Genomic DNA, 22,824 nt, shown 5'->3' with positions numbered 1-22,824 from the left:
AGCAGTGTTCAGGGCAGCTCGGCGCTGGCGTAGAAGGCCGTCAGCACCTTGACCAGGTGCGCCAGGTCGTGGCTGCCGGCCAGTTCGCGGATCGAGTGCATGGCGAAGGTCGGCAGGCCGATATCCACGGTGCGCACGCCCAGCTGGCTGGCTGTGATCGGGCCGATGGTCGAGCCGCAGCCCATATCGCTGCGGGTCACGAAGCTTTGCACCGGCACTTCGTTTTCCAGGCACAGATGGCGGAAGAAACCGGCGGTTTCGCTGCTGGTGGCGTAGCGCTGGTTGCTGTTGATCTTGATCACCGGGCCGGCGTTGAGCTTGGGGCCGTGGTTGTCGTCGTGCTTGTCCGGGTAGTTGGGGTGCACCGCGTGGGCATTGTCGGCGGAGACCAGCAGCGAGCGTTGGAGGCTGCGCACGAAACCGTCGCCCTCCGGCAGTACGCGGCGCAGCACCTGTTCGAGCATCGGCCCGTCGGCGCCGCAGGCCGAGCTGGAACCGACCTCTTCATGGTCGGTACACACCAGCACGCAGCTTTCTTGTTCCGGGGCGGCAAGCAGGGCTTGCAGGCCGGCGTAGCAGGACAGCAGGTTATCCAGGCGCGCACCGGCGATGAAGTCGCCGTTCAGGCCGATCACCGCGGCGCTCTGGGTGTCGTAGAAGCTCAGCTCGAAGTCGAGCACCGCATCGGCACTGAAGTCGTGCTCGCGCGCCAGTTGCTCGGTGAGCAAGGCGCGGAAGTCCGCCGCCTCGCTGCCGGCGAGCTGGGCCAGAATCGGCGGCAGTTCGTTCTGCGGGTTGATCGCCCAGCCCTGATTGGCCTCGCGGTTGAGGTGGATGGCCAGATTGGGGATCACCGCGATCGGCAGTTGGAAATCGATCAGCTGGCTTTCCACCTTGCCGTCACGCCGGTAGGTCACCCGTCCGGCCAGGGACAGGTCGCGGTCAAACCAGGGCGCGAGCAATGCGCCGCCGTAGATTTCCACGCCGAGCTGGAAGAAGCCCTGGCGCTGCAGTTCCGGCTGCGGCTTGACCCGCAGGCAGGGGCTGTCGGTGTGGGCGCCAACCAGGCGAATACCGCCTTCCAGCGGTGAGCGCTGGCCCAGCTTGAAGGCGATCAGCGAGGAGTCGTTGCGGGTGACGTAATAACGCCCGCCGGCTTCGGTATGCCAGGGCTCTCGTTCGTCGAGGTGCAGGTAGCCGGCAGCTTCCAGGCGCTGGGCCAGGCTCGCGGTGGCATGAAAGGGGGTGGGCGAGGCCTTGAGAAAGTCGATCAGGCCTTGATTGAGTTCTTTGCGCATGGGGCACTCCTGGCGGCAATGGCTGGAGTTTATCGGATTTGCCCGGCGGATTGGGCCGGGCTCTGCAAGGGATCAGGCGGGGATGGCAACCAGACTGAGCAGATAACCGTCGAACTCGACGAACTGGCCATCCAGTTCGCTGCCCGCCGGCCAGTCGCCGCTCAGCTCGATCAGCAGGCGCAGTCGCGCGCTGCCGTCGGCGTGGCAACTCAGCAGCTCGGCGTCCTGGAAGTAGAAACGCTGTAAGACCAAGGGGTAGAGCGCCTTGAACAGGCTTTCCTTGAACGAGAAGGTCAGGCTGATGCGTTCTGCGCGCTGCTCGGGGGTCAGGCCCTGCAACTGCTGCAATTCGCCGGGGGTGAGGATTTCTCCGGCCAGGCGTTCGGCGCGTGCCGGCGCCAGCCTGCGCTCCACATCCAGGCCCAGGCCGCGCCAGGCGCTGGCGTGCGCAACCATGGCGGCGGCCCAACCGCTGCCGTGGGTGATCGAGCCGCTAATCTCGGCGGGCCACTGTGGCGCGCGGTCGGCGCCGACCGCCGGCACCGCGGCTATGCCGGTCACCCGGCGCAGGGCTTCGCGTGCGCACAGGCGGCCGGCGAGGTATTCGGCCTGGCGTTTGGCCACGCCGTTGACGGCCGCGATGCCGCTGCGGTCGAAGTCGCCGGCGTCGAGCCGCGCGGGATCGAAGCGCGTACTGATCAGCTGTACGCCGGGCAGCGCCCGGGGCAGAGGCCAGTGATCGCTCAGCGTGGTGCAGCAGGGGGGCAAGTAGAGGTCGCTCATGCCGGCATTCTGCCGGTTGCCGTGGCGGCCTGCCAGCGGCATGCGGGTTACATTTCTTTGCACGGCGACAACAAAGCTACACCCATGGCTACGTGGATCTTTGTCAGACTGGCGGCTGCGTTGCTTCGGCAGCGCTGGTGAGGTTGTTGTTGCGCGCGGCGTGGGCCGGGTGCGACTTTTCTCTGAGAATGAGCACGGGAGCCCGATTGGGCTCCCGTTTTTTTTATTGCCTGCGACCAACTGTCATCTTGTCTTCATCTTTCCTCTTTAGCTTGATTGGCCTGTGCCTTTATCGGCCAAAGCATCAAGCGGGAGGAACCACCAATGGATGACTATCAAGAAGAGCTGCTCGAGTCTCGCGCCTTTGACCAGGACGACGCCGAACCGGTTGAAGACGCCACCGAGATTTAATCCCAGTCGCCTGTCACAGGCGGTTAACCGGCCTGGCGTTGGGCGCGGCGGAATTCGCCCGGGGTCTGCTGGTTCCAGCGTTTGAAGGCGCGCTGGAAAGCCTCGGCCGAGGCGAAACCGAGTAGGTAGGCGATTTCGCCGAAGGCCAGTTCGGTGTCGCGGATATAGGCCATGGCCAGGTCGCGGCGGGTTTCGTTGAGGATGGTGCGAAATTGCGTGCCTTCCTCGGCCAGCTTGCGCCGCAGGGTCCAGGTTGGCAGTTGCAGATTCGCGGCGACTTCCTGCAGGTCGGGCTCGCGTCCGTGCAGCAGCGGTCCGAGCATGCGGGTGATGCGCTCGCGCAGGCTGCGGGTGCGGGTCAGGTGCTCAAGTTCGCGTTCACAGATTGCCAGCAACTGGTGCCAGGTACTCGGGCAGTGCTCGGAATTGCGCAGGTTGAGCGTGGCCTGCTGCAGGCGCAGTTGGTTGTGCTCGCCAGCAAACTCCACCGGACAGTCGAACAGCTCGCTGTACTGCGCGCTGTAACTGGGTGCGGGAAACTCGATCTGAACTTTTTCCACGAGCAGGCGCTGATTGGCCAGGCTGCCCAGTTGCTGGGCCCAGCCGGCCAGCACCGAGTCGATGACGAAGCGGTTGTAGGCGTTGTACGGGCTGATCGAATAGAAGCGCAGCCAGGCCCCCTGGGCGTCTTCGTGGAGGCTGGACTGACCGCGATAATTGGACGCATACAGTGGCTCGAAGCGGATCAGCGCCCGGGCTGCTTCACGCACGGTTGGTGCCTGGGCTGCGGTGACGCCGGCCAAGCCCACCTGGCTGAGGCGGCTCAGTTGGCCCATCAGCAAGCCGAGGCCGGGTTCGCCGGTCAGTTGAATGGCCGCATGACCCAGGCGCATGTAGCGCGGAATTGACAGGCGCGCCCTGGGCTCGGCCAGTCTGGCCGGGTCGAGGCCATAGTTGTCGAGCAGTGGTTGTGGATCCCGGCCAAGCTGGCGCACGGCATCGTCCAGACTGTGGATGAAGCCGACCGAGAGGTCGCCGAGGCGAACTCGCTGCGGTTTCACTCGTGGGCTATCCAGATGTTCAACAGATGACTGCCTGGCGCCGGACTGGCTTGCTCGACCTCGCGGGGGATCAGCAGGATGTTCCGCGAGGCCCCGCCAATCGGCCAGTCCAGCTTGCCGCGCAGGAACAGCGCTGGGCTGCTCATGTCGCCGTCGACCAGGTGCACAGTGCTCTGCGGATAGCCGGGGCGCCAGTCGCGCTCGACCCGGTAATGCACGGCGCCGACGCTGAGGCGTTGCGCCGCAGTGGCGTCGGCTCGCCAAGGCCAGGGCTCAAGGTGGGGGCTGCCCTGGATCGTGCCTTGTGGGGAAAACACCAGGCTGAGGTTGCGCAGCGGACCTTCGCCGCTGCGCAGTCGGCCGTCTTCCACGCGCGGCTCGGGCAGCAGGATCGAGCCGGCCAGCAGGGTAACCTGGTACTCGCGGGCGAGACCGGCGAACAGTTGCTGGTAGTCATCGGCCATCTGCTCGGCTTTCATCCGCAGTAGGGCTTCGTCCAGGCGCTCGGCATCCAGATTCAACAGCAGCGCCTTGATGGCCAACAGCGGGTTACCGAGCAGCAGCCAGTCGCGCACTTCCTGGCGACTGCGGGCCTGGTAGAACTCGACTTTCTCGCCGCGTGCCAGCAACCAGGTGCCGATATGCTCGGGCAGTACCACCAGGGTGTCGGGGCCGAGCAGGCCGGCGTCGCGAGCGTTATCCAGGGCGGCGGCGAGTTTCAGGCGCAGGTGGGCTGGGCTCTGGTAATCCATCGGGTAGAGCTGCGGGCGGATCAACAGCAGATTGCCGCGCGCCTGCGCCGGAGCTGGCTCGCTGCTGATCGAGCTGCGCAGGTCGGACAGGTAGTGGGCGTCGGGACGCCGTTCGGCCCAGAGCAGGAATGCCAGCAGGCAGCCAGCGACGAACAGGGTGACGAGCAATATCGATAGTTTACGGATCATGGCTACAGGGTAGGTCGATGAGTGGGGGGCTGCCAAGTGGCGGAGTTAATTTTGATCATCATTTTGTAATTTTTGGTCATTGAGGCGCCGGAGCCAGCTCTTTATTGTCTGGTTCATACCGACCGTGGTCCAGTTGAAACCACGGCATTCCGTGAAATGCACACGCTCGATGTGGAGACTTCCATGACTGCACGCTATCCGAACCTGCTGGCCCCGCTGGATCTGGGCTTCACCACCCTGCGTAACCGCACCCTGATGGGCTCCATGCACACCGGTCTGGAAGAGAAGCCGGGTGGCTTCGAGCGGATGGCCGCCTATTTCGCCGAACGTGCCCGTGGCGGCGTCGGCCTGATGGTCACCGGCGGCATCGGCCCCAACGAGGAAGGTGGCGTTTACTCCGGGGCGGCCAAGCTGACCACCGCCGAAGAGGCGCACAAGCACAGGATCGTCACCCAGGCCGTGCACGAGGCGGGCGGCAAGATCTGCATGCAGATCCTGCATGCCGGGCGCTATGCCTACAGCCCCAAGTCGGTGGCGCCGAGCGCCATCCAGGCGCCGATCAATCCGTTCAAGCCCAAAGAGCTGGACGAAGAGGGCATCGAGAAGCAGATCCAGGACTTCGTCACCTGCTCGCTGCTGGCCCAGCAGGCCGAGTATGACGGCGTCGAGATCATGGGGTCGGAAGGCTACTTCATCAACCAGTTCCTTGCCGCCCACACCAACCACCGCAGCGACCGCTGGGGCGGCAGCTACGCCAACCGCATGCGCCTGGCGGTGGAGATCGTCCGCCGCGTGCGCGAGGCGGTGGGGGCGAATTTCATTATTATTTATCGCTTGTCGATGCTCGACCTGGTCGAAGGCGGCAGCAGCTGGGACGAGATCGTTTTGCTGGCCAAGGCCGTCGAGCAGGCTGGCGCAACCCTGATCAACACCGGCATCGGCTGGCATGAAGCGCGCATTCCGACCATCGCCACCAAGGTGCCGCGTGCAGCCTTCACCAAGGTCACCGCCAAGCTGCGCGGCGAGGTCAAGATCCCGCTGATCACCACCAACCGCATCAATACCCCGGAAATTGCCGAGCAGGTGCTGGCCGAAGGCGACGCCGACATGGTCTCCATGGCCCGCCCGTTCCTCGCCGACCCGGAGTTCGTTAACAAGGCCGCCGCCGGCCGCGCGGACGAGATCAACACCTGCATCGGCTGCAATCAGGCCTGCCTGGATCACACCTTCGGCGGCAAGCTGACCAGTTGCCTGGTTAACCCGCGCGCCTGTCACGAGACCGAACTCAATTACATTGCCACTACCCAGGTGAAGAAGATCGCCGTGGTCGGTGCCGGCCCTGCTGGCCTGGCTGCCGCCACCGTGGCCGCCGAGCGTGGCCACAGCGTGACCCTGTTCGATTCGGCCAGCGAAATCGGCGGCCAGTTCAACGTAGCCAAGCGCGTGCCGGGCAAGGAAGAGTTCTTCGAAACCCTGCGCTATTTCAAGCGCAAGCTGGAAACCACGGGCGTCGATCTGCACCTGAATACCCGGGTCAGTGCCGAGGAATTGGCCAAGGGCGGTTTCGACGAGGTCATCCTGGCCACCGGCATTGCCCCGCGCACGCCGGCGATTAGCGGTGTGGATCACCCCAAGGTGATCAACTACCTGGATGCCATTCTCGAGCGCAAGCCGGTTGGCCAGCAGGTCGCAGTAATCGGGGCCGGTGGTATCGGCTTCGACGTCTCAGAATTCATCACCCATCAGGGCGAGGCCACTAGCCTCAATCGCGAGGCCTTCTGGAAGGAGTGGGGGATCGACACCCAACTGCAAGCCCGTGGCGGCGTCGCCGGGATCCAGGCTCAGCCCCATGCCGCGGCGCGTCAGGTATTCCTGCTGCAGCGCAAGAAGTCCAAAGTCGGCGACGGCCTGGGCAAGACCACTGGCTGGATTCACCGTGCCGGTCTGAAGAACAAGAACGTGCAGATGCTCAATTCTGTCGAGTACCTCAAGGTCGATGACGAGGGGCTGCACATCCGTATTGGCGAGGGCGAACCGCAGGTGCTGGCGGTGGATACCGTGATCCTGTGCGCAGGCCAGGATCCGCTGCGCGAGTTGCAGGACGGGCTGGTCGCAACCGGGCAACGCGTGCACCTGATCGGCGGTGCCGATGTGGCTAGCGAGTTGGACGCCAAACGGGCGATCGATCAGGGCTCGCGTCTGGCTGCGCAGCTATGACCGGCGCGGCGAACACGACTGCAGCGCTGGCCGTGCAACCGGCGGTGGCCGAGGCACTGGATAAATGGCATGCCATGATTGCTGCCGCTGATCTGAGTGAGTTGCCGACGCTGCTGCATCCGCAGGCGGTATTTCGTTCGCCCATGGCCTTCAAACCCTATCTGGGCGCTCCGCTGGTGAGCTTGATTCTCGGCACGGTAGTCAAGGTCTTCGAAGACTTCCATTACCATCGCCAACTGGTCAGCGTCGATGGCCTCGATGTGGTGCTGGAGTTCGCTGCCAAGGTGGGTGGCCGCGAGCTTAAGGGTATAGATATGATCCGCTTCGATGAGCAGGGAAAGATTGTCGAATTCGAGGTGATGATCCGGCCAATGAGCGGCTTGCAAGTGTTGGGCGATGAAATGGGCAGACGTTTGGCGCCATTGTTGTCCGGCCAAACGTCCTAACCGATTGCACCAAACCCATCACAGTTTTGCTCTGCCGCAGGCTCGTTCGAGCTTGGCGGCCGAGCGACTGCCAACCCAGTCACATTGCTGGTGTCGGCTTTTCCCCTAGACTTGCCTGAATATAGGAATAGCGGCTGTATAGTGGGTTTCTTCTTGCTTGTCAGGCATCTCGCGAAAGCTTGGCAAACGGTTGTGAGCAGAGCGTTCGTGTGATTGCTCGTTACCTGCGTTAGCTGATTCCAGCGTATTGGCCTAGAGGGGAACCGATGAGCATGCAGAACAAGCCGCAGATGGTTGAGGCCGTGATGTTCTTCAGTGAGCGCGGTGATATCTGCAAGCAGATGTTCTTTGCCGAGTTCGAGGCCTTGCTCGATGGTGTGGTCAATATGCCGGCGTTCGCCGATCAGCAGCTGCGTATTGCCTATGTGGCGATCAATTCGCGCCTGTTGATCCGTGCGGCGGTGTTCTTCTATCTGGACTTTGACGAAAAAGGCGCGCCAGACTCGGGCTGGAATATTCCCCTGCAGCATCTGTCCGAGCGTGCCGGGCGTGGCCCCGACCTCGGTGCCGGACCGATTCGGCTGGCCTGCCGCAGTCAGTGTCCGGTGTCCTGGCACCAAATGCACCTGTGGGATCCGAATCTGGCACCTGGGCACAATGACCTGGTGCTGCTACGTGACGCCGTCAAGCGCAACAACCTGGGCTTACTGGTCGAGGATGACAGCGCCTTGGCGATTGCACCCGAGCGCCTGCACATGGCGTCGGAAGACAAGTGGTATGCACCCGATGCTGCCGCGGAAGTGGCCAATAAAGTCGCCGAGACGATGGAGCAGGAGCACCGACTGAAGACCGCCCAGCTGATCAAGCAGCAGCGGTTGCGCATCAGCAGCCTGAGCCAGCAACGCGAAGAGGAAGTGGCCAAGCTCAAGTTGGCCAATGAACAACAATGCGAAAGTCTTCAGGCGCAGGCGAGCGAGCTGCGCCAGGCGTTGCGCCAACAGCAAGAGTTGAACGCTACTCTCAAGGCGCAATTGACGGTTCAGGCGGCCAGCATGCAGTCGGTCCGCGAGGAAATGACCGAGAAAATGCGCGGGCTGGAGCGTCATGGCCGGACTGAGGGCGAGATTTTGCGGGTGCAGTTCGAGAATGAACTGCAAGCCAAAATCGCCTCTGCGGTGGCCGAATACAAAGAGCAAGTCGCCATTCGCGATGTCGAACTCGCCTACCGCAATGAGCAGGACGCGCAGTCGCGTGAGGAGGTCGAGCGGCTCAAGCGTCAGTACGACGAACTGGTCGGCCAGGGCGGCGAGCAGATTCTCGAGCGCCTGGCCATGCTCGGTGTGGTCTTCGTGGTCTATCACCCTGGCGCCGGGCACCTGACCATTCCCTTGCAGGACATCGGCAGCTATCGGGACAATCCCATGGCCTATGCCGCGGCCAAGTGTTTCGTTTCCGAAGTGCAGTACCGCCAGTGGCTGGCGCACTACCAGCAACCGAGTTGCGAGGCCGCACTGCCCAGTGGTCAGCGTTGCGCCATCCCGATCGATCGGATCGACACCCCGAGCCGCTTCACCGTCGGTAATTCCAACTGCTGCGAGCGGCATAAGGCCGGTAGCCGCTTGCGCACAGTCGGTTAGGTCTTGCCACTCGTTGACCCCGACTGGGCGCCCAAGGTAGCGCTCGAGCCCTTGCATCTGGATTGGCTGGCGGCAGCCGAGGTCGAGCTGGCAGTGTTGCGCCTGGATCTGATCGATCCGCTGATCAGTGGCAACAAATGGTTCAAGCTGGCGCCCTACCTGCAAGCAGCCAGCGCGGTCGGTGCCGAAGGGCTGATCAGTCTCGGCGGCGCACATTCCAACCATCTGCACGCGCTGGCCGCTGCGGGCAAACGCTTCGACTTTCCCACGGTTGGTTTGCTCCGCGGCACGCCGCAGGACACGCCTACCGTGCGCGATCTGCAGCGCTTCGGCATGCAGCTGCACTGGCTCGGCTATGGTGGCTATCGCGCCCGCCATCAGCCAGGTTTCTGGGAACCCTGGCGTGAGCGTTATTGCACCCTGTATCCGGTGCCTGAGGGCGGCGGTGGTTTGCCGGGGGCCATGGGTTGTAGTGGTTTGGTGAGCCAGGCGCAGGAACAACTGAGTGTGCTCGGTTGGGCGGATTATCACGGCTGGTGGCTGGCTGCGGGTACGGGAACGACCCTGGCGGGCCTGGTGCTGGGCGAGGCTGGTGCTCATCCGGTCTACGGCGCCGTGGCGGTGCCTGCCGATCATGGCGTGGCGCAAAACGTGCGGGCGCTTCTCGACGAGGCGAGTGCAGCGGATGGCGGCTATCAGTTGCTGGATGCCAGTCGCGGTGGTTTTGCCAAGGTCGATGCGGCGTTGCTGGAATTTCTTCGAGCCAGTGAAGCGGCCAGTGGGATGGTGTTGGAACCGCTGTATACCGCCAAGGCGCTAATGGCGTTGCGCCAGCGCGTCGAGGCCGGTTACTTTGAGCGCGGCAGTCGTCTGCTGTTCGTGCATACCGGCGGCTTGCAAGGGCGCGCCGCGGCGTTGCGCCAGCCTGAGACGGAGCATGCAAATCGGTGAAAAAACCCTCGCTACGAAGTTGGCAATTTGCGCACCCTCAGAGTCTTGACCAGCGGAGCCTGGATACCCATGAGTAGCCCCTGAAGCCTGAACAGTTGCGCAGTTTTACGCCGCTTAATGTGCTGTCCGAACAGCAGTGGCGGGAGCTGCGCAGTCAGTTGCTACCGCAGCCGCTGCTGGCCGGGCAGCTGCTCTTTCGCCACGGCGACCAGGCGGCCCTGACTTACTATCTGCTCGCTGGAGAGTTGCTGCTGCAGACGCCCAATGGTCAGCAGCAACGTCTGATCGCCGGCAGTGAGGCCAGTTGTCACCCGCTGTCGCCCAGCTTGCCGCGTCTGCATGAAGCGCGTGCCGTAACCGATGCCAGCCTGCTGGCGGTAGACACGGCAACGCTCAACCGGCTGCTGACCTGGCGGCTGGCCTATCAGGATTTGCTCCTCGAACTTGGCCAGAACCATGCCGATGTGGAGTGGCTGGAGCGTCTTCTGCAGAATCCCATATTTGCCAAGGTGCCGCCGAGCAACGTGCGCACCATGCTTGGACGTCTACAGCGCATCGAGCTGGCGGCGGGCACGACCCTGTTGCGTGAGGGGGAGCCTGGCGATTGCTGTTATTTCCTCGAAAGCGGTCGCGCCGAAGTGATTCGCGGTGCCGCTAGCGAGCAGCAGGTGTTGGCCGAGCTGGAAGTGGGTGCTTGTTTTGGTGAAGAAGCCCTGCTCGCCGATCGCCCACGCAATGCCACAGTGACCCTGCTCGACGATGGCGTGGTGTTGCGCCTCTATCGCCAGGACTTCTTCTCGTTGCTCAAGGCCCCGGTGGTCGATGAAGTCTCGCTGGGCGAAGCGGCACGCCTGCTGGCGGCCGGTGCACAGTGGCTGGATGTGCGCCTGCAAGAGGAATACGAGCAGGCCCATGCCTTGGAATCCCTGCATATGCCCTTGCAGCTCCTGCGCCTGAAGGCGCGGCTGCTGGATAAAGCGCGTACCTATCTGTGCTATTGCGACAGTGGTAAACGCAGCGCCAGTGCGGTGTTCTTGCTGGCGCAGCTGGGCTTCAGTGCCTACGCGCTGCGCGCGGGCTTGGATGTGCTGCCGGCGGTGCAGCGCGATGCCTTGATGTGCGAAAGCGGTTCGGGTTACCTGGCACGTTCCGGCGGACGTACCGAACGCAGCCGCTAATCAGGATTGACGCGGGACGCCGCCGGCACCCGGCTCGGCGTCAGTGGTTGACGATTGCCCTGGAGTCGCGCGGGCTATTTTCCAGCAGCGTCAAGGGTTGCTGACGGCCAGTCATCGCTGACCAGAAACACCCGCTCTACCTCCTGCCAGTCGCCCTGTGGGCTGCGCTGCAGCCCTACCAGTAATTGCGCCTTGGCCTGCGGCTGCAGGGCGTGCAGCCAGTCTTGCAGGGTCTCGGCGGACCACCGCTCGGCACGCTCGACTCGCGCAGGTGCCAGCCAGGCTGCGCGTGGCAAAGGCTGCCAGCAGCCGTCGGTGTTCTGTGCGGCGAAACCAGGCCAGTCACGCCGGTGCAGCCAGCGGCCAGTCAAGTGCTGCGGGTTGGCGTCCAGAGGTGGCGCGCAGGGTTTTTCCCAGGGGTAGAACAAGTACCCGCCGAGCCAGAGCGCCGCCTGGGCAGTGCACAGGTTGAGTTCCGCCAGCGCCGGGCGTGCTGCGCCGCGTGCCGACATGGGCAGCTGGTGCTGGCTGAGATGGTCGAGCTTGATATCCAGGCGATCATGGCAGCCTGGACCAATCCAGTGAGCGAGTTCGGCGCCGCTTTGCCGTTGCGGGCCGAGATAGAATTTGATCGCCAGTTCCAGGTGGTGCACGCCTTCCTCATCGCGCAACAGCAAGTCGAGTTCGCCGAGGGTCTGCCCGTTTTCGCGGATCGGCAGGTTGGCCGCCAGCACTTCGATGCCGGGGGCGGCGTGCAGGGCGAATTGCCAGAGACGTTCGTAATACAGGCCCAGGCGTCGCACCGAACTCTGCGCCAGCCAGTTGAGCAAACTGCCAGGGTCGCGGTCGAGGCGGGTCAGCCAGTCGGCCAGCGCTCCAGGCGCGCGGCTCCATGGGCTGGCGCTGAGTGGGTGGCGTTGCGGCCATGGTAGGCTGCTCAGCAGCGGCGGTGACAGCAGCACCCAGGCCAAATCCCGCACCACGGGTTGGCGCAATTGCTGCTGCAGGTCGGTCAACGCGGGAAAAGGCATCATCACCCGAGCATAGCGCCAAATCCATGCGTGGCGGTGGTTAAGCGTGCGCGGGTTGGCTTGGCGCAAATGCCGCGAGTTTGCCGCTGCCGCAGGCTTTCGCCCATAATCGAGACTGTCTAGATCCAGAGCCTGCGGGAGCACCATGGAGCAATTTCGTAATATCGGCATCATCGGCCGTCTGGGTAGCACCCAGGTGCTGGAGACCGTGCGCCGGCTGAAGAGGTTTCTGATCGACCGTCATCTGCATGTGATTCTCGAAGACACCATTGCCGAAGTGCTGCCAGGTCATGGCTTGCAAACCTCCTCGCGGAAAATTCTTGGTGAGGTCTGCGATCTGGTTATCGTCGTCGGCGGCGATGGCAGCATGCTCGGCGCCGCCCGTGCACTGGCGCGGCACAAGGTGCCGGTGCTGGGGGTAAACCGCGGCAGCCTGGGCTTTCTCACCGATATCCGTCCGGATGAACTGGAACTCAAGGTCGCCCAGGTGCTGGAAGGCAACTACCTGACCGAGAACCGTTTCTTGCTGGAGGCTGAGGTGCGTCGCCATGGCGAAGCGATCGGTCAGGGCGATGCGCTCAACGACGTGGTGCTGCACCCGGGTAAATCGACGCGGATGATCGAGTTCGAGTTGTTCATCGATGGCCAGTTCGTCTGCAGTCAGAAAGCCGATGGCCTGATCGTCGCCACGCCGACCGGCTCCACGGCCTATGCGCTGTCCGCCGGCGGGCCAATCATGCACCCCAAGCTGGATGCCATGGTCATCGTGCCGATGTACCCGCATACGTTGTCCAGCCGGCCGATTGTGGTGGATGGCAACAGCGAGCTGAAAATCGTCGTGTCCAAGGATATGCAGATCTACCCGCAGGTTTCCTGCGATGGGCAGAATCACTTCACCTGCGCCCCCGGCGATACTGTCACGGTAAGCAAGAAGCCGCAGAAGCTGTGTCTGATCCATCCGCTCGATCACAACTACTACGAGGTCTGCCGCAACAAGTTGGGTTGGGGCAGTCGGCTCGGGGGCGGGGGAGGCTGAATGCACCTTGATCCCGCACGTGGCTATGACCTGATTGGTGACATTCACGGTTGTGCGCTTACCCTTGAACGCCTGCTCGATACCCTCGGTTATCGGCGCCAGGGCGGTGTCTGGCGACATCCGCAGCGCATGGCGATTTTTCTCGGTGATCTGGTCGATCGCGGTCCGCGTATCCGTGAAGCCCTGCATCTGGTCCATGACATGGTGCAGGCCGGCGAGGCGCTGTGCATCATGGGCAATCATGAATTCTATGCCCTCGGCTGGAGCACCCTGGCCGCGCCCGGCAGTGGTCAGCACTATGTGCGCGAGCATACGCCGCGGCATGCCCGGCTGATCAAGGAGACCCTGGAGCAGTTCGCGGCCTATCCCGCGGAGTGGTCCGAGTTTCTTGCCTGGTTCTACGAGTTGCCGTTGTTCATCGATGCCGGACATTTTCGCGTGGTGCATGCCTGCTGGGACGCCGGCCTGATCGAGCCGTTGCGCGCACAGTTTCCCGACGCGTGCATCGACGAGCATTTCCTGCAGGCCTCGGCCGTGCCGGGTAGTTTTGCCAATACCGCCCTGGATCGTCTGCTGCGCGGCACCGACATGCGCCTGCCGCACGGCCTGACCTTGACCAGCGGTGAGGGCTTCACCCGTGCGCATTTTCGCACCAAATTCTGGGAGGAAGATCCGCAGACCTACGGCGATATCGTCTTCCAGCCCGATGCCTTGCCGGCGTTGGCCGCACAAACGCCGCTGAGCGAACTGCAAAAAAACGAGTTGCTGCGCTATGGCGCCGATCAGCCACTGCTGTTCGTCGGTCACTATTGGCGCAGCGGCAAGCCGGCACCGATCCGTCCCAACCTGGTCTGTCTGGATTACAGCGCGGTGTTGAACGGCAAGCTGGTGGCTTACCGGCTGGATCAGGAAACGCGCCTGGATCCGCACAAGTTCGTCTCGGTCGACGTACAGCGCTCGCAGGCGCCGCGATGAGCCCGGTTGCCGTCTTGCGTCTGCCGATCCAGACCGATCTCAGTGGTTTCATCGTCCTGTTGCGGCGTTTGCAGGTGCCGCACCGGGTCTCCGAGGAAGCTGGCGAACAGGTGTTGTGGGTGCCGGGCGAGTTGGACGAACAGGTGCGCGATCTGTATCTGCGCTACCCGCAGGGCGATGCGGCGCTGCAGGCGCCTGCAGCGCCGCAGGCTGCGGCGGGGGTTGTCGAGCAGTTGCGCGACAGCCCGCTGACGGCCGGCATGCTGGGGCTGACCCTGCTGGTGGCCGCGCTGACCGCGCTAGGCGACAACTTCGCGGCGATCCGCTGGTTGAGCTTCGTCGATTTCCGCATTCAGGGCGATTACATCTATTTCAGTTACCTGGCCGAAATGCTCGAAACGCGGCAGTGGTGGCGCCTGATCACGCCGATGCTGATCCATTTCGGCCTGCTGCACCTGACGATGAACGCGCTCTGGTACTGGGTGCTGGGGCGGCGCATCGAGGCGCGCCAGGGGCCGTGGATGCTGCTCGGGCTGACGCTGCTGTTCAGCCTGGCATCCAACCTTGCCCAGTACAGCTTTTCCGGACCGGCCTTGTTTGGCGGCTTGTCCGGCGTGCTCTACGGCCTGTTGGGGCACTGCTGGCTGTTTCAGCTGCTGGCGCCGAATGCCGAGTATCGCCTGCCGCGTGGCGTGCTGGTGATGATGCTGGCCTGGCTGCTGATCTGCATGACGGGCATCTTCGAACTGCTGCAGTTTGGCGCGATTGCCAATGCCGCCCATGTTGGCGGCTTGCTCGCCGGTTGCGCTACCGGTCTGCTCGGTGGAGTGCTGGCGCGTCAGCGCGCTGACAGATGATTGCACTGGCCTGCGCCAAGCGCTCGCGGGCGCCTGGCGCAGCCGGTAAACTGCGGCTTTGTATTCGGAGGTATCCATGTCGTCCTTTCTCCAAGCAATTGAAAATATCACCCCGCAAATTCATCAGAGCCTGAAGTTGGCCCTGGAAATCGGCAAGTGGCCCGATGGGCGCAAGCTGACCCTGGAGCAAAAGGAACTGACTCTGCAGGCGCTGATCGCCTGGGAAGCCCGTAATCTCCCCGAGGATCAACGTATCGGTTACATGGGCGAGCAGGCCTGCGGCTCCAAATCCGAGCCGGCACCTAACCTGCTGTTCAAGTCCGCGGATGCCCTGCACTGATGGCTGAGTTGGCACGCGGTGCCCTGAGCAAGATGGCGGTGCGTCTGGATGCGCCTGTGCAGTACGTCTTTCGTCTGGACGATCAAGAGGTGGCGGTCAATCCATTGATCGGCAAGACCTTGCGCCTCGAGTACCTGGGCGCTATCCATTGCAGCCACTGCGGGCGCAAGACCAAGACCAGTTTCAGCCAGGGCTACTGCTACCCCTGCATGAAGAAGCTGGCGCAGTGCGATATCTGCATCATGAGTCCGGAGCGCTGCCACTACGACGCCGGCACCTGCCGCGAGCCGAGCTGGGGCGAGCAGTTCTGCATGACCGATCATGTGGTCTACCTGGCCAATTCCTCGGGCGTGAAGGTCGGGATCACCCGTGCCACGCAGATTCCGACCCGTTGGATGGACCAGGGCGCGAGCCAGGCATTGCCGATTTTTCGGGTGGCAACCCGTCAGCAGTCGGGCTTCGTCGAGGATCTGCTGCGCACACAGGTCGCGGACAAGACCAACTGGCGCGCCTTGCTCAAGGGCGACGCCGCGCCGGTCGATCTGCCGGCGATTCGTGATCAGCTGTTCGCCAGTTGTGGCGCGGGGCTTACCGAGTTGCAGCAGCGCTTCGGCATTCAGGCGATTCAGCCACTGAGCGATCAACAGCCGGTGGACATCCGTTACCCGATCGAGGCCTACCCGGCCAAGATCAGCAGCTTCAACCTGGACAAGAATCCGCTTGCCGAAGGTACCCTGCTCGGCATCAAGGGCCAGTACCTGATGTTCGACACCGGCGTGATCAATATCCGCAAATACACCAGCTATCAGTTGGCCGTCCACCAACTGGCCGACTGACCACCACTTGCAGCTTGCAGCTTGCGGCTGCCTCGAAGAGGCCACCATGCGCACCGAACAACCGAAGATGATTTACCTCAAGGACTATCAGGCGCCTGACTACCTGATCGACGAGACGCACCTGACCTTCGAGTTGTTCGAGGATCACACGCTGGTGCATGCGCAGCTGGTGATGCGGCGCAATCCGGCCTGTGCGGTCGGCGACCTGCCGGCGCTGATACTGGACGGCCAGGAGCTGGAGCTGCTCAGCCTGTCCCTCGATGGTAAAACGCTGGCTGCTGGCGATTACCAGCTCAGCGCCAGCCACCTGAGCCTGCAGCCCAGGAGTGCCAGTTTCGTCATCGACAGCAGCGTGCGCATCCACCCAGAGCGCAATACCGCCCTGGAGGGGCTGTACAAGTCCGGCAGCATGTTCTGCACCCAATGCGAGGCCGAGGGCTTCCGCAAGATCACTTACTACCTCGATCGCCCAGACGTGATGAGCAAGTTCACCACCACCCTGAGCGCCGAGCAGCATAGCTACCCGGTGCTGTTGTCCAACGGCAACCCGATTGCCAGCGGCCCGGAAGAGGGCGGTAGGCACTGGGCGACCTGGCAGGATCCGTTCATGAAGCCGGCCTACCTGTTCGCCCTGGTGGCCGGCGACCTCTGGTGCGTGGAAGACAGCTTCACCACCCTGAGTGCGCGCGAGGTGGCGCTGCGCATCTATGTCGAGCCGGAAAACGTCGACAAGGTGCAGCACGCCATGGACAGCCTGAAGAAGGCGATGAAGTGGGACGAGCAGGTCTATGGCCGCGAGTACGACCTGGACATCTTCATGATCGTCGCGGTCAACGACTTCAACATGGGCGCCATGGAGAACAAGGGCCTCAACATCTTCAACTCCAGCTGCGTGCTGGCCAAGGCCGATACCGCCACCGACGGCGCCCATCAGCGGGTCGAGGCGGTGGTGGCGCACGAGTATTTCCACAACTGGTCGGGCAACCGGGTGACCTGTCGCGACTGGTTCCAGCTGTCGCTCAAGGAAGGCTTTACCGTGTTCCGTGACGCCGAGTTCAGTGCCGACATGAACTCGCACACGGTCAAGCGCATCGAGGACGTGGCCTACCTGCGCACCCATCAGTTCGCCGAGGATGCCGGCCCCATGGCCCATCCGGTGCGGCCCGAGGCCTTCATGGAGATTTCCAACTTCTACACCCTGACCGTTTACGAGAAGGGTTCGGAAGTGGTGCGCATGATCCGCACCCTGGTCGGCGCCGAGGGCTTCCGCCAGGGCAGCGACCTGTACTTCGAGCGCCACGATGGCCAGGCCGTGACCTGCGATGACTTCATCAAGGCCATGGAAGATGCCAATGCTGTCGATCTGAGTCAGTTCAAACGCTGGTACAGCCAGGGTGGTACGCCGCGTTTGGCCGTCAGCGAGGCTTACGATGCCGCCGCCAAGACCTACAGCTTGACCTTCCGCCAGAGCTGTCCGGCCACGCCGGGGCAGCGCGACAAACAGCCCTTCGTGATCCCCGTGGAACTGGGACTGCTCGGCGCACAGGGCCAGGCATTGCCGCTGCGTCTGGCCGGTGAAGCCGGCGCCGGCGCGGCGTCGCGGGTGATCTCGATCACCGCGGCCGAGCAGGTGGTGACCTTTGTCGATGTTGCCGAGCACCCGCTGCCCTCGTTGCTGCGTGGTTTCTCCGCGCCGGTCAAACTGAGTTTCCCTTACAGCCGCGATCAGTTGATGTTCCTCATGCAGCACGACACCGACGGCTTCAACCGCTGGGAAGCCGGTCAGCAGTTGTCCGTGCAGGTGTTGCAGGAGTTGATCGGCCAGCATCAGCGCGGCGAGCCTTTGCAGCTGGACCAGCGTCTGGTCAGCGCACTGCGCAGCGTGTTGGAGAACGATCGGCTGGATCAGGCCATGGTCGCCGAGCTGCTCTCGTTGCCGGGGGCGGCTTACCTCAGCGAAATCAGCGAAGTGGCCGATGTCGATGCCATCCATGGCGCCCGCGAATTCGCCCGCAAGCAACTGGCCGACGCATTGTTCGATCTGCTGTGGCTGCGTTACCAGGCCAATCGCGAGCTTTCGCGCAGCACTGCCTACGTCGCCGAGGCCGAGCACTTCGCCCGCCGCAGCCTGCAGAACATTGCGCTGTCCTACCTGATGCTCAGCGGCAAGCCCGAGGTGCTGGCGGTTTGTCTGGAACAGTTGGAGGTGTGCGACAACATGACCGAGCGCCTGGCGGCTGTGGCGGTGCTGGTCAATTCGCCGTTCGAGGAGGAAAAAGCCAAGGCGCTGGCCAGCTTCGCCGACTTCTTCAAGGACAACCCGTTGGTCATGGATCAGTGGTTCAGTGTCCAGGCTGCCTGCAGCCTGCCGGGCGCCTTGGCGCGGGTGCAGCAACTGATGGAACACCCAGCCTTTACCCTGAAAAACCCGAACAAGGTGCGCGCCCTGATCGGGGCATTCACTGGGCAGAACCCGGTCAATTTTCATCAGGTCGACGGCAGCGGCTACCGCTTCCTGGCCGATCAGGTGATTACCCTGAATGCCCTCAACCCGCAGATCGCCGCGCGGCTGCTCGGGCCGTTAACCCGCTGGGGTAAATACGACGACGCTCGTCAGGCCTTGATGAAGGCCGAGTTGCAGAGGGTTCTCGCCTCTGGCGAGCTGTCCAGCGATGTGTTCGAGGTGGTCAGCAAGAGCCTCGCTTAATACCTGCGCTAGCGCCCTGAAAGTCTTATCGGTCGCTGACCGGTAAGACTTTTTAGATGAAATATCCGCACGTCCAGCTTTTGCGCAGTAGAACAGCGTTAAGTCCGGCAGGCTCCTAGGTATTGGCTTAATCGAACGCGTCGGCCGGCACTTGGCTGTAATTGATGTTTTGCCGTGTTTTGTTCATGGCCGATGGGCTATTTGCGGAAAAAGGCCACAAAAGCAGCACAGATCTGTCTACGGTGTAGCGCCGACGACACCGAACTGTTCAGTGGCACCCCAGGTCTCTACGACTGGGCGCGGCCCTTACCACAGCAACAAGGTCACCAGTCCCGAGGTCGGCTGCAGGTCGGACATTTGAAATCGGCGGTCACGCGCAACGAGTTACACCGGCCCTGCGTCGTCGCAGTACACGCTGATGTTCGTGTAGTGTTGGCAAAAGGCCGCTACAGTGATGGCGGCCTTTGTGCATCAGTCAGTCGAATAAACTGTCAATCACGCGGGCTGGCCTTAACAAAACATAACGTCACGCCGATTGTCAGGCCTTTCGAAAGCTCGCTAGCATAGGCGGTCTGTTAAAAAGCAGTACCACAATAACAACAAGGGGGAAGGTATATGAGTGAGCCCGTCAAGCGGCGCACCCGGACCGGTCTGTTCAACGCACCGGCGTTGTGCTTCTACTCGCCGCTGGCTAAAGCGCTCTCGCTCTGCAGTGTGCTGTCCATGCTGATTTTCGCTGCCGCGCCATTGCAGGCGCAAACCGCCACCGATGCCGCCGTCCGTTACTCGATCGAATCGCCGAAAGCCCAGGAAAAACTGCTGCTGGATGTCACCCGCGTTGGTCAGCGGCTGGTGGCTGTGGGTGATCGCGGTCATATCCTCTACTCCGACGACAACGCCGTCAGCTGGATCCAGGCCAAGGTGCCGACCCGGCAGATGCTTACTGCGGTGTTCTTTGTCGATGACCAGTACGGTTGGGCGGTTGGCCACGACGCACAGATTCTCGCCAGTAACGATGGCGGCGCTACCTGGGTCAAACAATTCGAGAACCTGAAGCGCGAGGCGCCGTTGCTTGATGTCTGGTTCAAGGACCGCAACAACGGTTATGCCGTAGGTGCCTACGGCGCGATGCTGGAAACCACCAATGGTGGGGCGAACTGGGAAGATGTCAGCGAGCGCATTGATAACGAAGGCGGTTATCACCTGAACGCCATAGTCGCGGTCAAGGGTGCCGGGTTGTTCGTCGTTGGCGAACTGGGTGGCATGTTCCGTTCAGCCGATTGGGGGCAAACCTGGGAAACCATCGAGGGTCCCTATGAGGGCTCACTGTTTGGCGCTCTTGATACCAGCGAAGCCGGTAGCCTGCTGGTCTACGGTCTGCGTGGCCATCTGTTCCGCTCCGCCGATTTCGGTGATAGCTGGCAACGAATCGAGCTGAATACCCCGAATAACGGCCCGCTGGAGTTCGGCCTGGCCGACGGCAATCGACTTGCCGACGGCTCTATCGTGGTGGTTGGGCATGGCGGTACCGTGCTGAAAAGCAGCGATGACGGGCGCACCTTCAGTTTGCTCAATCGCGTCGACCGGCTCTCGCTAGCGGGCATCACTGCACTGGATAACGGCAACCTGATTCTGGTGGGGCAGGGCGGCGTCCACGTCGCTTCGCCGACTGGCGCCGATCTGGGCCAACAATAATAAGCCGGGAGAGTTTGCATGAGTAAGCATCAACAACAACCTGCGTCTGTCCTCGAGCGGTTGATCTTCAACAATCGTCCGGCCGTCATTGTGCTGTGCCTGCTGATCAGTGTTTTTCTGTTCTATCAAGCTGCCCAGGTGCGCCCACAAACCAGCTTCGAGAAGATGATCCCGCTGGGCCATCCCTATATCCAGAAGATGCTCGAGCATCGCAACGACCTGGCGAACCTGGGTAATACCGTGCGCATTTCGGTGGAGGCGGTCGATGGCGACATCTTCAGCAAGGAATACATGGAGACGCTGCGTCAGATCAACGACGAAGTGTTCTACATTTCCGGTGTCGATCGTTCCGGCCTGAAATCGCTGTGGAGCCCGAGCGTACGCTGGACCGAGGTGACCGAAGAAGGCTTCGCCGGCGGCGAAGTGATTCCGCAGACCTACGACGGCTCCAGCGACAGCCTGGAAGATTTGCGCAGCAATATCCTCAAGTCCGGGCAGGTTGGCCGGCTGGTGTCGAACAACTTCAAGTCGAGCATCGTCGATGTGCCGCTGCTGGAGGCCTACCCTGACCCTGAGGATCAGAGCCAGCTGGTCCCGCTGGACTACCAGAAATTCTCCCACGAGCTGGAAGAGAAGATTCGCGATAAGTACCAGGCGCAAAATCCTAATGTGAAAGTGCACATCATCGGGTTTGCCAAGAAAGTTGGCGATCTGATCGATGGGCTGGTTGGCGTGGCCTTGTTCTTTGCCGTGGCCATTGCCATCACCTTCGCCCTGCTGTTGTGGTTCACCCATTGCTTCAAGAGCACCATGGCGGTGGTCGTAACCACCCTGATCGCGGTTGTCTGGCAGTTGGGTTTGCTGCATACCCTGGGCTTCGGTCTGGATCCCTATTCGATGCTGGTGCCGTTTCTGGTCTTCGCCATCGGTATCTCTCATGGGGTGCAAAAGATCAACGGAATCGCCATCGCCTCGGGGGAGGCGACGAGCCCGTTGGTTGCCGCGCGCATGGCGTTCCGCCAGCTGTTTATTCCCGGCTTGGTCGCCTTGCTGTCGGATGCAGTCGGCTTCATCACCTTGCTGCTGATTGATATCGGCGTGATCCGTGAGCTGGCCATCGGCGCGTCGATGGGTGTGGCGGTGATCATCCTGACCAACCTGATCCTGCTGCCGGTGATGATTTCCTACATCGGCATCAGCAAGAAGGCCGTCAGAATCAGCCGTGAAGAGGCGGCCAAGGATCACCCGCTCTGGCGTCTGCTTTCCAACTTCGCCCACCCGATGGTGGCGCCGGTGTCCGTGCTGGTTGCCGTGGTGGCCTTGGCCGGTGGCGTCTGGTATGGCCAGAACCTGAAGATCGGCGACCTCGATCAGGGCGCGCCCGAGTTGCACCCGGACTCGCGCTACAACCTGGATAACGACTTCGTCATCCGCAACTACTCGACCAGCTCCGACGTGCTGGTGGTGATGGTCAAGACTGGATCGGAAGGCTGTTCGACCTACCAGACCCTGTCAGCCATGGACGAGCTGATGTGGACGATGGAAAACACCGCGGGCGTGCAGTCGGCCATCTCCATGGTCACGGTGTCGCGTCAGGTGATCAAGGGCATGAACGAGGGCAACCTGAAATGGGAAACCCTGTCGCGTAACCAGGACGTGCTGAACAACTCGATTGCGCGTGCCGACGGTCTGTACAACGCCGATTGCTCGGTAGCACCGGTGCTGGTGTTCCTCAACGACCACAAGGCGGAAACCCTGGAGCGTGCGGTCGCGGTGGTCGAAGACTTCGCCAAGGAAACCAACAAGGAAGGTCTTGAGTTCATCCTGGCTGCCGGTAACGCCGGTATCGAAGCGGCCACCAACGAGGTGATCGCCGCGTCGGAGACCACCATGCTGGTGGCGGTTTATGCCGCCGTGAGCTTCATGTGCCTGCTCACCTTCCGCTCGATTGCCGCCACCCTGTGCGTGATTCTGCCGCTGGTGTTGACCTCGGTACTGGGCAACGCGCTGATGGCCTACATGGGCATCGGGGTCAAGGTGGCGACCCTGCCGGTGATCGCGCTGGGCGTAGGCATCGGTGTCGACTACGGCATCTATATCTACAGTCGCCTGGAAACCTACCTGCGCCAAGGGCTGTCGTTGCAGGAGGCCTACTACGAGACCCTCAAGTCGACGGGTAAGGCCGTGCTGTTCACCGGTGTATGCCTGGCGATCGGTGTGGCGACCTGGATCTTCTCGGCGATCAAGTTCCAGGCCGACATGGGCCTGATGCTGACCTTCATGTTCCTCTGGAACATGATCGGCGCGATCTGGCTGCTGCCAGCACTGGCCCGTTTCCTGATCAACCCGGAGAAGCTGCGTAACAAAGCCTGATAGACAGGTGCAGCACTAAAAAAACCGCGGCCTTTGGGTCGCGGTTTTTTT

General features: G+C 62.4%; 18 protein-coding genes. 13 read left to right on the top strand and 5 right to left on the bottom strand.

The genetic code is table 11. The annotated features are described in order from the left end of the window. Positions 1-8: 8 nt before the first annotated feature. The 4 genes from B2D37_RS10215 to B2D37_RS10200 all read right to left on the bottom strand — a co-directional run bounded on the left by B2D37_RS10215 (position 9) and on the right by B2D37_RS10200 (position 4,494). Entirely contained in the window at positions 9-1,298 is a 1,290-nt protein-coding gene (locus B2D37_RS10215) for a M18 family aminopeptidase (protein ID WP_079202580.1), read from the bottom strand. Positions 1,299-1,370: 72 nt separating this feature from the next. Beyond that, a complete protein-coding gene (locus B2D37_RS10210; RefSeq protein WP_079204958.1) occupies positions 1,371-2,081 on the bottom strand; it encodes a 4'-phosphopantetheinyl transferase in 711 nt (236 codons plus the stop codon). 434 nt (positions 2,082-2,515) lie between these two features. Next, positions 2,516-3,553, bottom strand: coding sequence for an AraC family transcriptional regulator (locus B2D37_RS10205; RefSeq protein WP_079202579.1), 1,038 nt, complete (start codon positions 3,551-3,553; stop codon positions 2,516-2,518). Next, on the bottom strand, positions 3,550-4,494 hold the full coding sequence (locus B2D37_RS10200; RefSeq protein ID WP_154067073.1) for a hydrolase: 945 nt from the start codon (positions 4,492-4,494) through the stop codon (positions 3,550-3,552). Before B2D37_RS10200 ends, B2D37_RS10205 begins: the two co-directional genes overlap by 4 nt. A 183-nt stretch (positions 4,495-4,677) precedes the next feature. Here B2D37_RS10200 and B2D37_RS10195 point away from each other — a divergent pair, with 183 nt between their 5' ends. From B2D37_RS10195 to B2D37_RS10175, 5 genes are all read left to right on the top strand, one after another. Further along, a complete protein-coding gene (locus tag B2D37_RS10195; RefSeq protein ID WP_079202578.1) occupies positions 4,678-6,711 on the top strand; it encodes an NADPH-dependent 2,4-dienoyl-CoA reductase in 2,034 nt (677 codons plus the stop codon). Further along, on the top strand, positions 6,708-7,157 hold the full coding sequence (locus tag B2D37_RS10190) for a nuclear transport factor 2 family protein (protein ID WP_079202577.1): 450 nt from the start codon (positions 6,708-6,710) through the stop codon (positions 7,155-7,157). The genes B2D37_RS10195 and B2D37_RS10190 overlap by 4 nt, the downstream gene beginning before the upstream one ends. Before the next feature lie 266 nt (positions 7,158-7,423). After that, complete coding sequence (locus tag B2D37_RS10185) at positions 7,424-8,794, top strand: chromosome partitioning protein ParA (protein WP_079202576.1); 1,371 nt, start codon at positions 7,424-7,426, stop codon at positions 8,792-8,794. Positions 8,795-8,797: 3 nt separating this feature from the next. Continuing rightward, positions 8,798-9,745 (top strand): 1-aminocyclopropane-1-carboxylate deaminase/D-cysteine desulfhydrase, encoded by a 948-nt coding sequence (locus B2D37_RS10180; protein ID WP_079202575.1) that lies wholly within the window; start codon positions 8,798-8,800, stop codon positions 9,743-9,745. Between the two features lie 95 nt (positions 9,746-9,840). Further along, on the top strand, positions 9,841-10,923 hold the full coding sequence (locus B2D37_RS10175; RefSeq protein WP_256573168.1) for a cyclic nucleotide-binding domain-containing protein: 1,083 nt from the start codon (positions 9,841-9,843) through the stop codon (positions 10,921-10,923). A gap of 74 nt (positions 10,924-10,997) precedes the next feature. Here the strand turns inward: B2D37_RS10175 and B2D37_RS10170 are convergent, their stop codons facing one another. Next, positions 10,998-11,957 carry a DUF1853 family protein gene (locus B2D37_RS10170; RefSeq protein ID WP_079202573.1) on the bottom strand — a complete coding sequence of 320 codons (960 nt, stop codon included), beginning with the start codon at positions 11,955-11,957 and terminating at the stop codon, positions 10,998-11,000. A 142-nt stretch (positions 11,958-12,099) separates the two neighbouring features. Here B2D37_RS10170 and B2D37_RS10165 point away from each other — a divergent pair, with 142 nt between their 5' ends. The 8 genes from B2D37_RS10165 to B2D37_RS10130 all read left to right on the top strand — a co-directional run bounded on the left by B2D37_RS10165 (position 12,100) and on the right by B2D37_RS10130 (position 22,773). Next, positions 12,100-12,990 carry an NAD(+) kinase gene (locus B2D37_RS10165; protein WP_079202572.1) on the top strand — a complete coding sequence of 297 codons (891 nt, stop codon included), beginning with the start codon at positions 12,100-12,102 and terminating at the stop codon, positions 12,988-12,990. After that, entirely contained in the window at positions 12,991-13,965 is a 975-nt protein-coding gene (locus B2D37_RS10160) for a metallophosphoesterase (RefSeq protein ID WP_079202571.1), read from the top strand. It begins immediately after the preceding gene. After that, positions 13,962-14,822: a rhomboid family intramembrane serine protease gene (locus B2D37_RS10155; RefSeq protein WP_079202570.1), complete on the top strand. Its 861-nt coding sequence runs from the start codon at positions 13,962-13,964 to the stop codon at positions 14,820-14,822. Before B2D37_RS10160 ends, B2D37_RS10155 begins: the two co-directional genes overlap by 4 nt. A 76-nt stretch (positions 14,823-14,898) precedes the next feature. Further along, the gene (locus tag B2D37_RS10150) at positions 14,899-15,162 is read left to right on the top strand and encodes a YeaC family protein (protein WP_079202569.1); all 264 of its coding nucleotides are present in this window, start codon (positions 14,899-14,901) and stop codon (positions 15,160-15,162) included. Beyond that, positions 15,162-15,998 (top strand): DUF2797 domain-containing protein, encoded by an 837-nt coding sequence (locus tag B2D37_RS10145; protein ID WP_079202568.1) that lies wholly within the window; start codon positions 15,162-15,164, stop codon positions 15,996-15,998. Before B2D37_RS10150 ends, B2D37_RS10145 begins: the two co-directional genes overlap by 1 nt. Before the next feature lie 46 nt (positions 15,999-16,044). After that, complete coding sequence (gene pepN / locus B2D37_RS10140; protein ID WP_079202567.1) at positions 16,045-18,705, top strand: aminopeptidase N; 2,661 nt, start codon at positions 16,045-16,047, stop codon at positions 18,703-18,705. Positions 18,706-19,320: 615 nt separating this feature from the next. Then, the gene (locus tag B2D37_RS10135) at positions 19,321-20,400 is read left to right on the top strand and encodes a YCF48-related protein (protein ID WP_079202566.1); all 1,080 of its coding nucleotides are present in this window, start codon (positions 19,321-19,323) and stop codon (positions 20,398-20,400) included. An 18-nt stretch (positions 20,401-20,418) separates the two neighbouring features. Beyond that, positions 20,419-22,773 carry an RND family transporter gene (locus tag B2D37_RS10130; protein WP_079202565.1) on the top strand — a complete coding sequence of 785 codons (2,355 nt, stop codon included), beginning with the start codon at positions 20,419-20,421 and terminating at the stop codon, positions 22,771-22,773. Positions 22,774-22,824: the final 51 nt, after the last annotated feature.

Origin of the sequence: Pseudomonas sp. CC6-YY-74, assembly GCF_002025205.1 — a bacterium.
Lineage (GTDB): Bacteria > Pseudomonadota > Gammaproteobacteria > Pseudomonadales > Pseudomonadaceae > Aquipseudomonas > Aquipseudomonas paeninsulae.
This window is presented reverse-complemented; position numbering and strand designations above follow the sequence as displayed.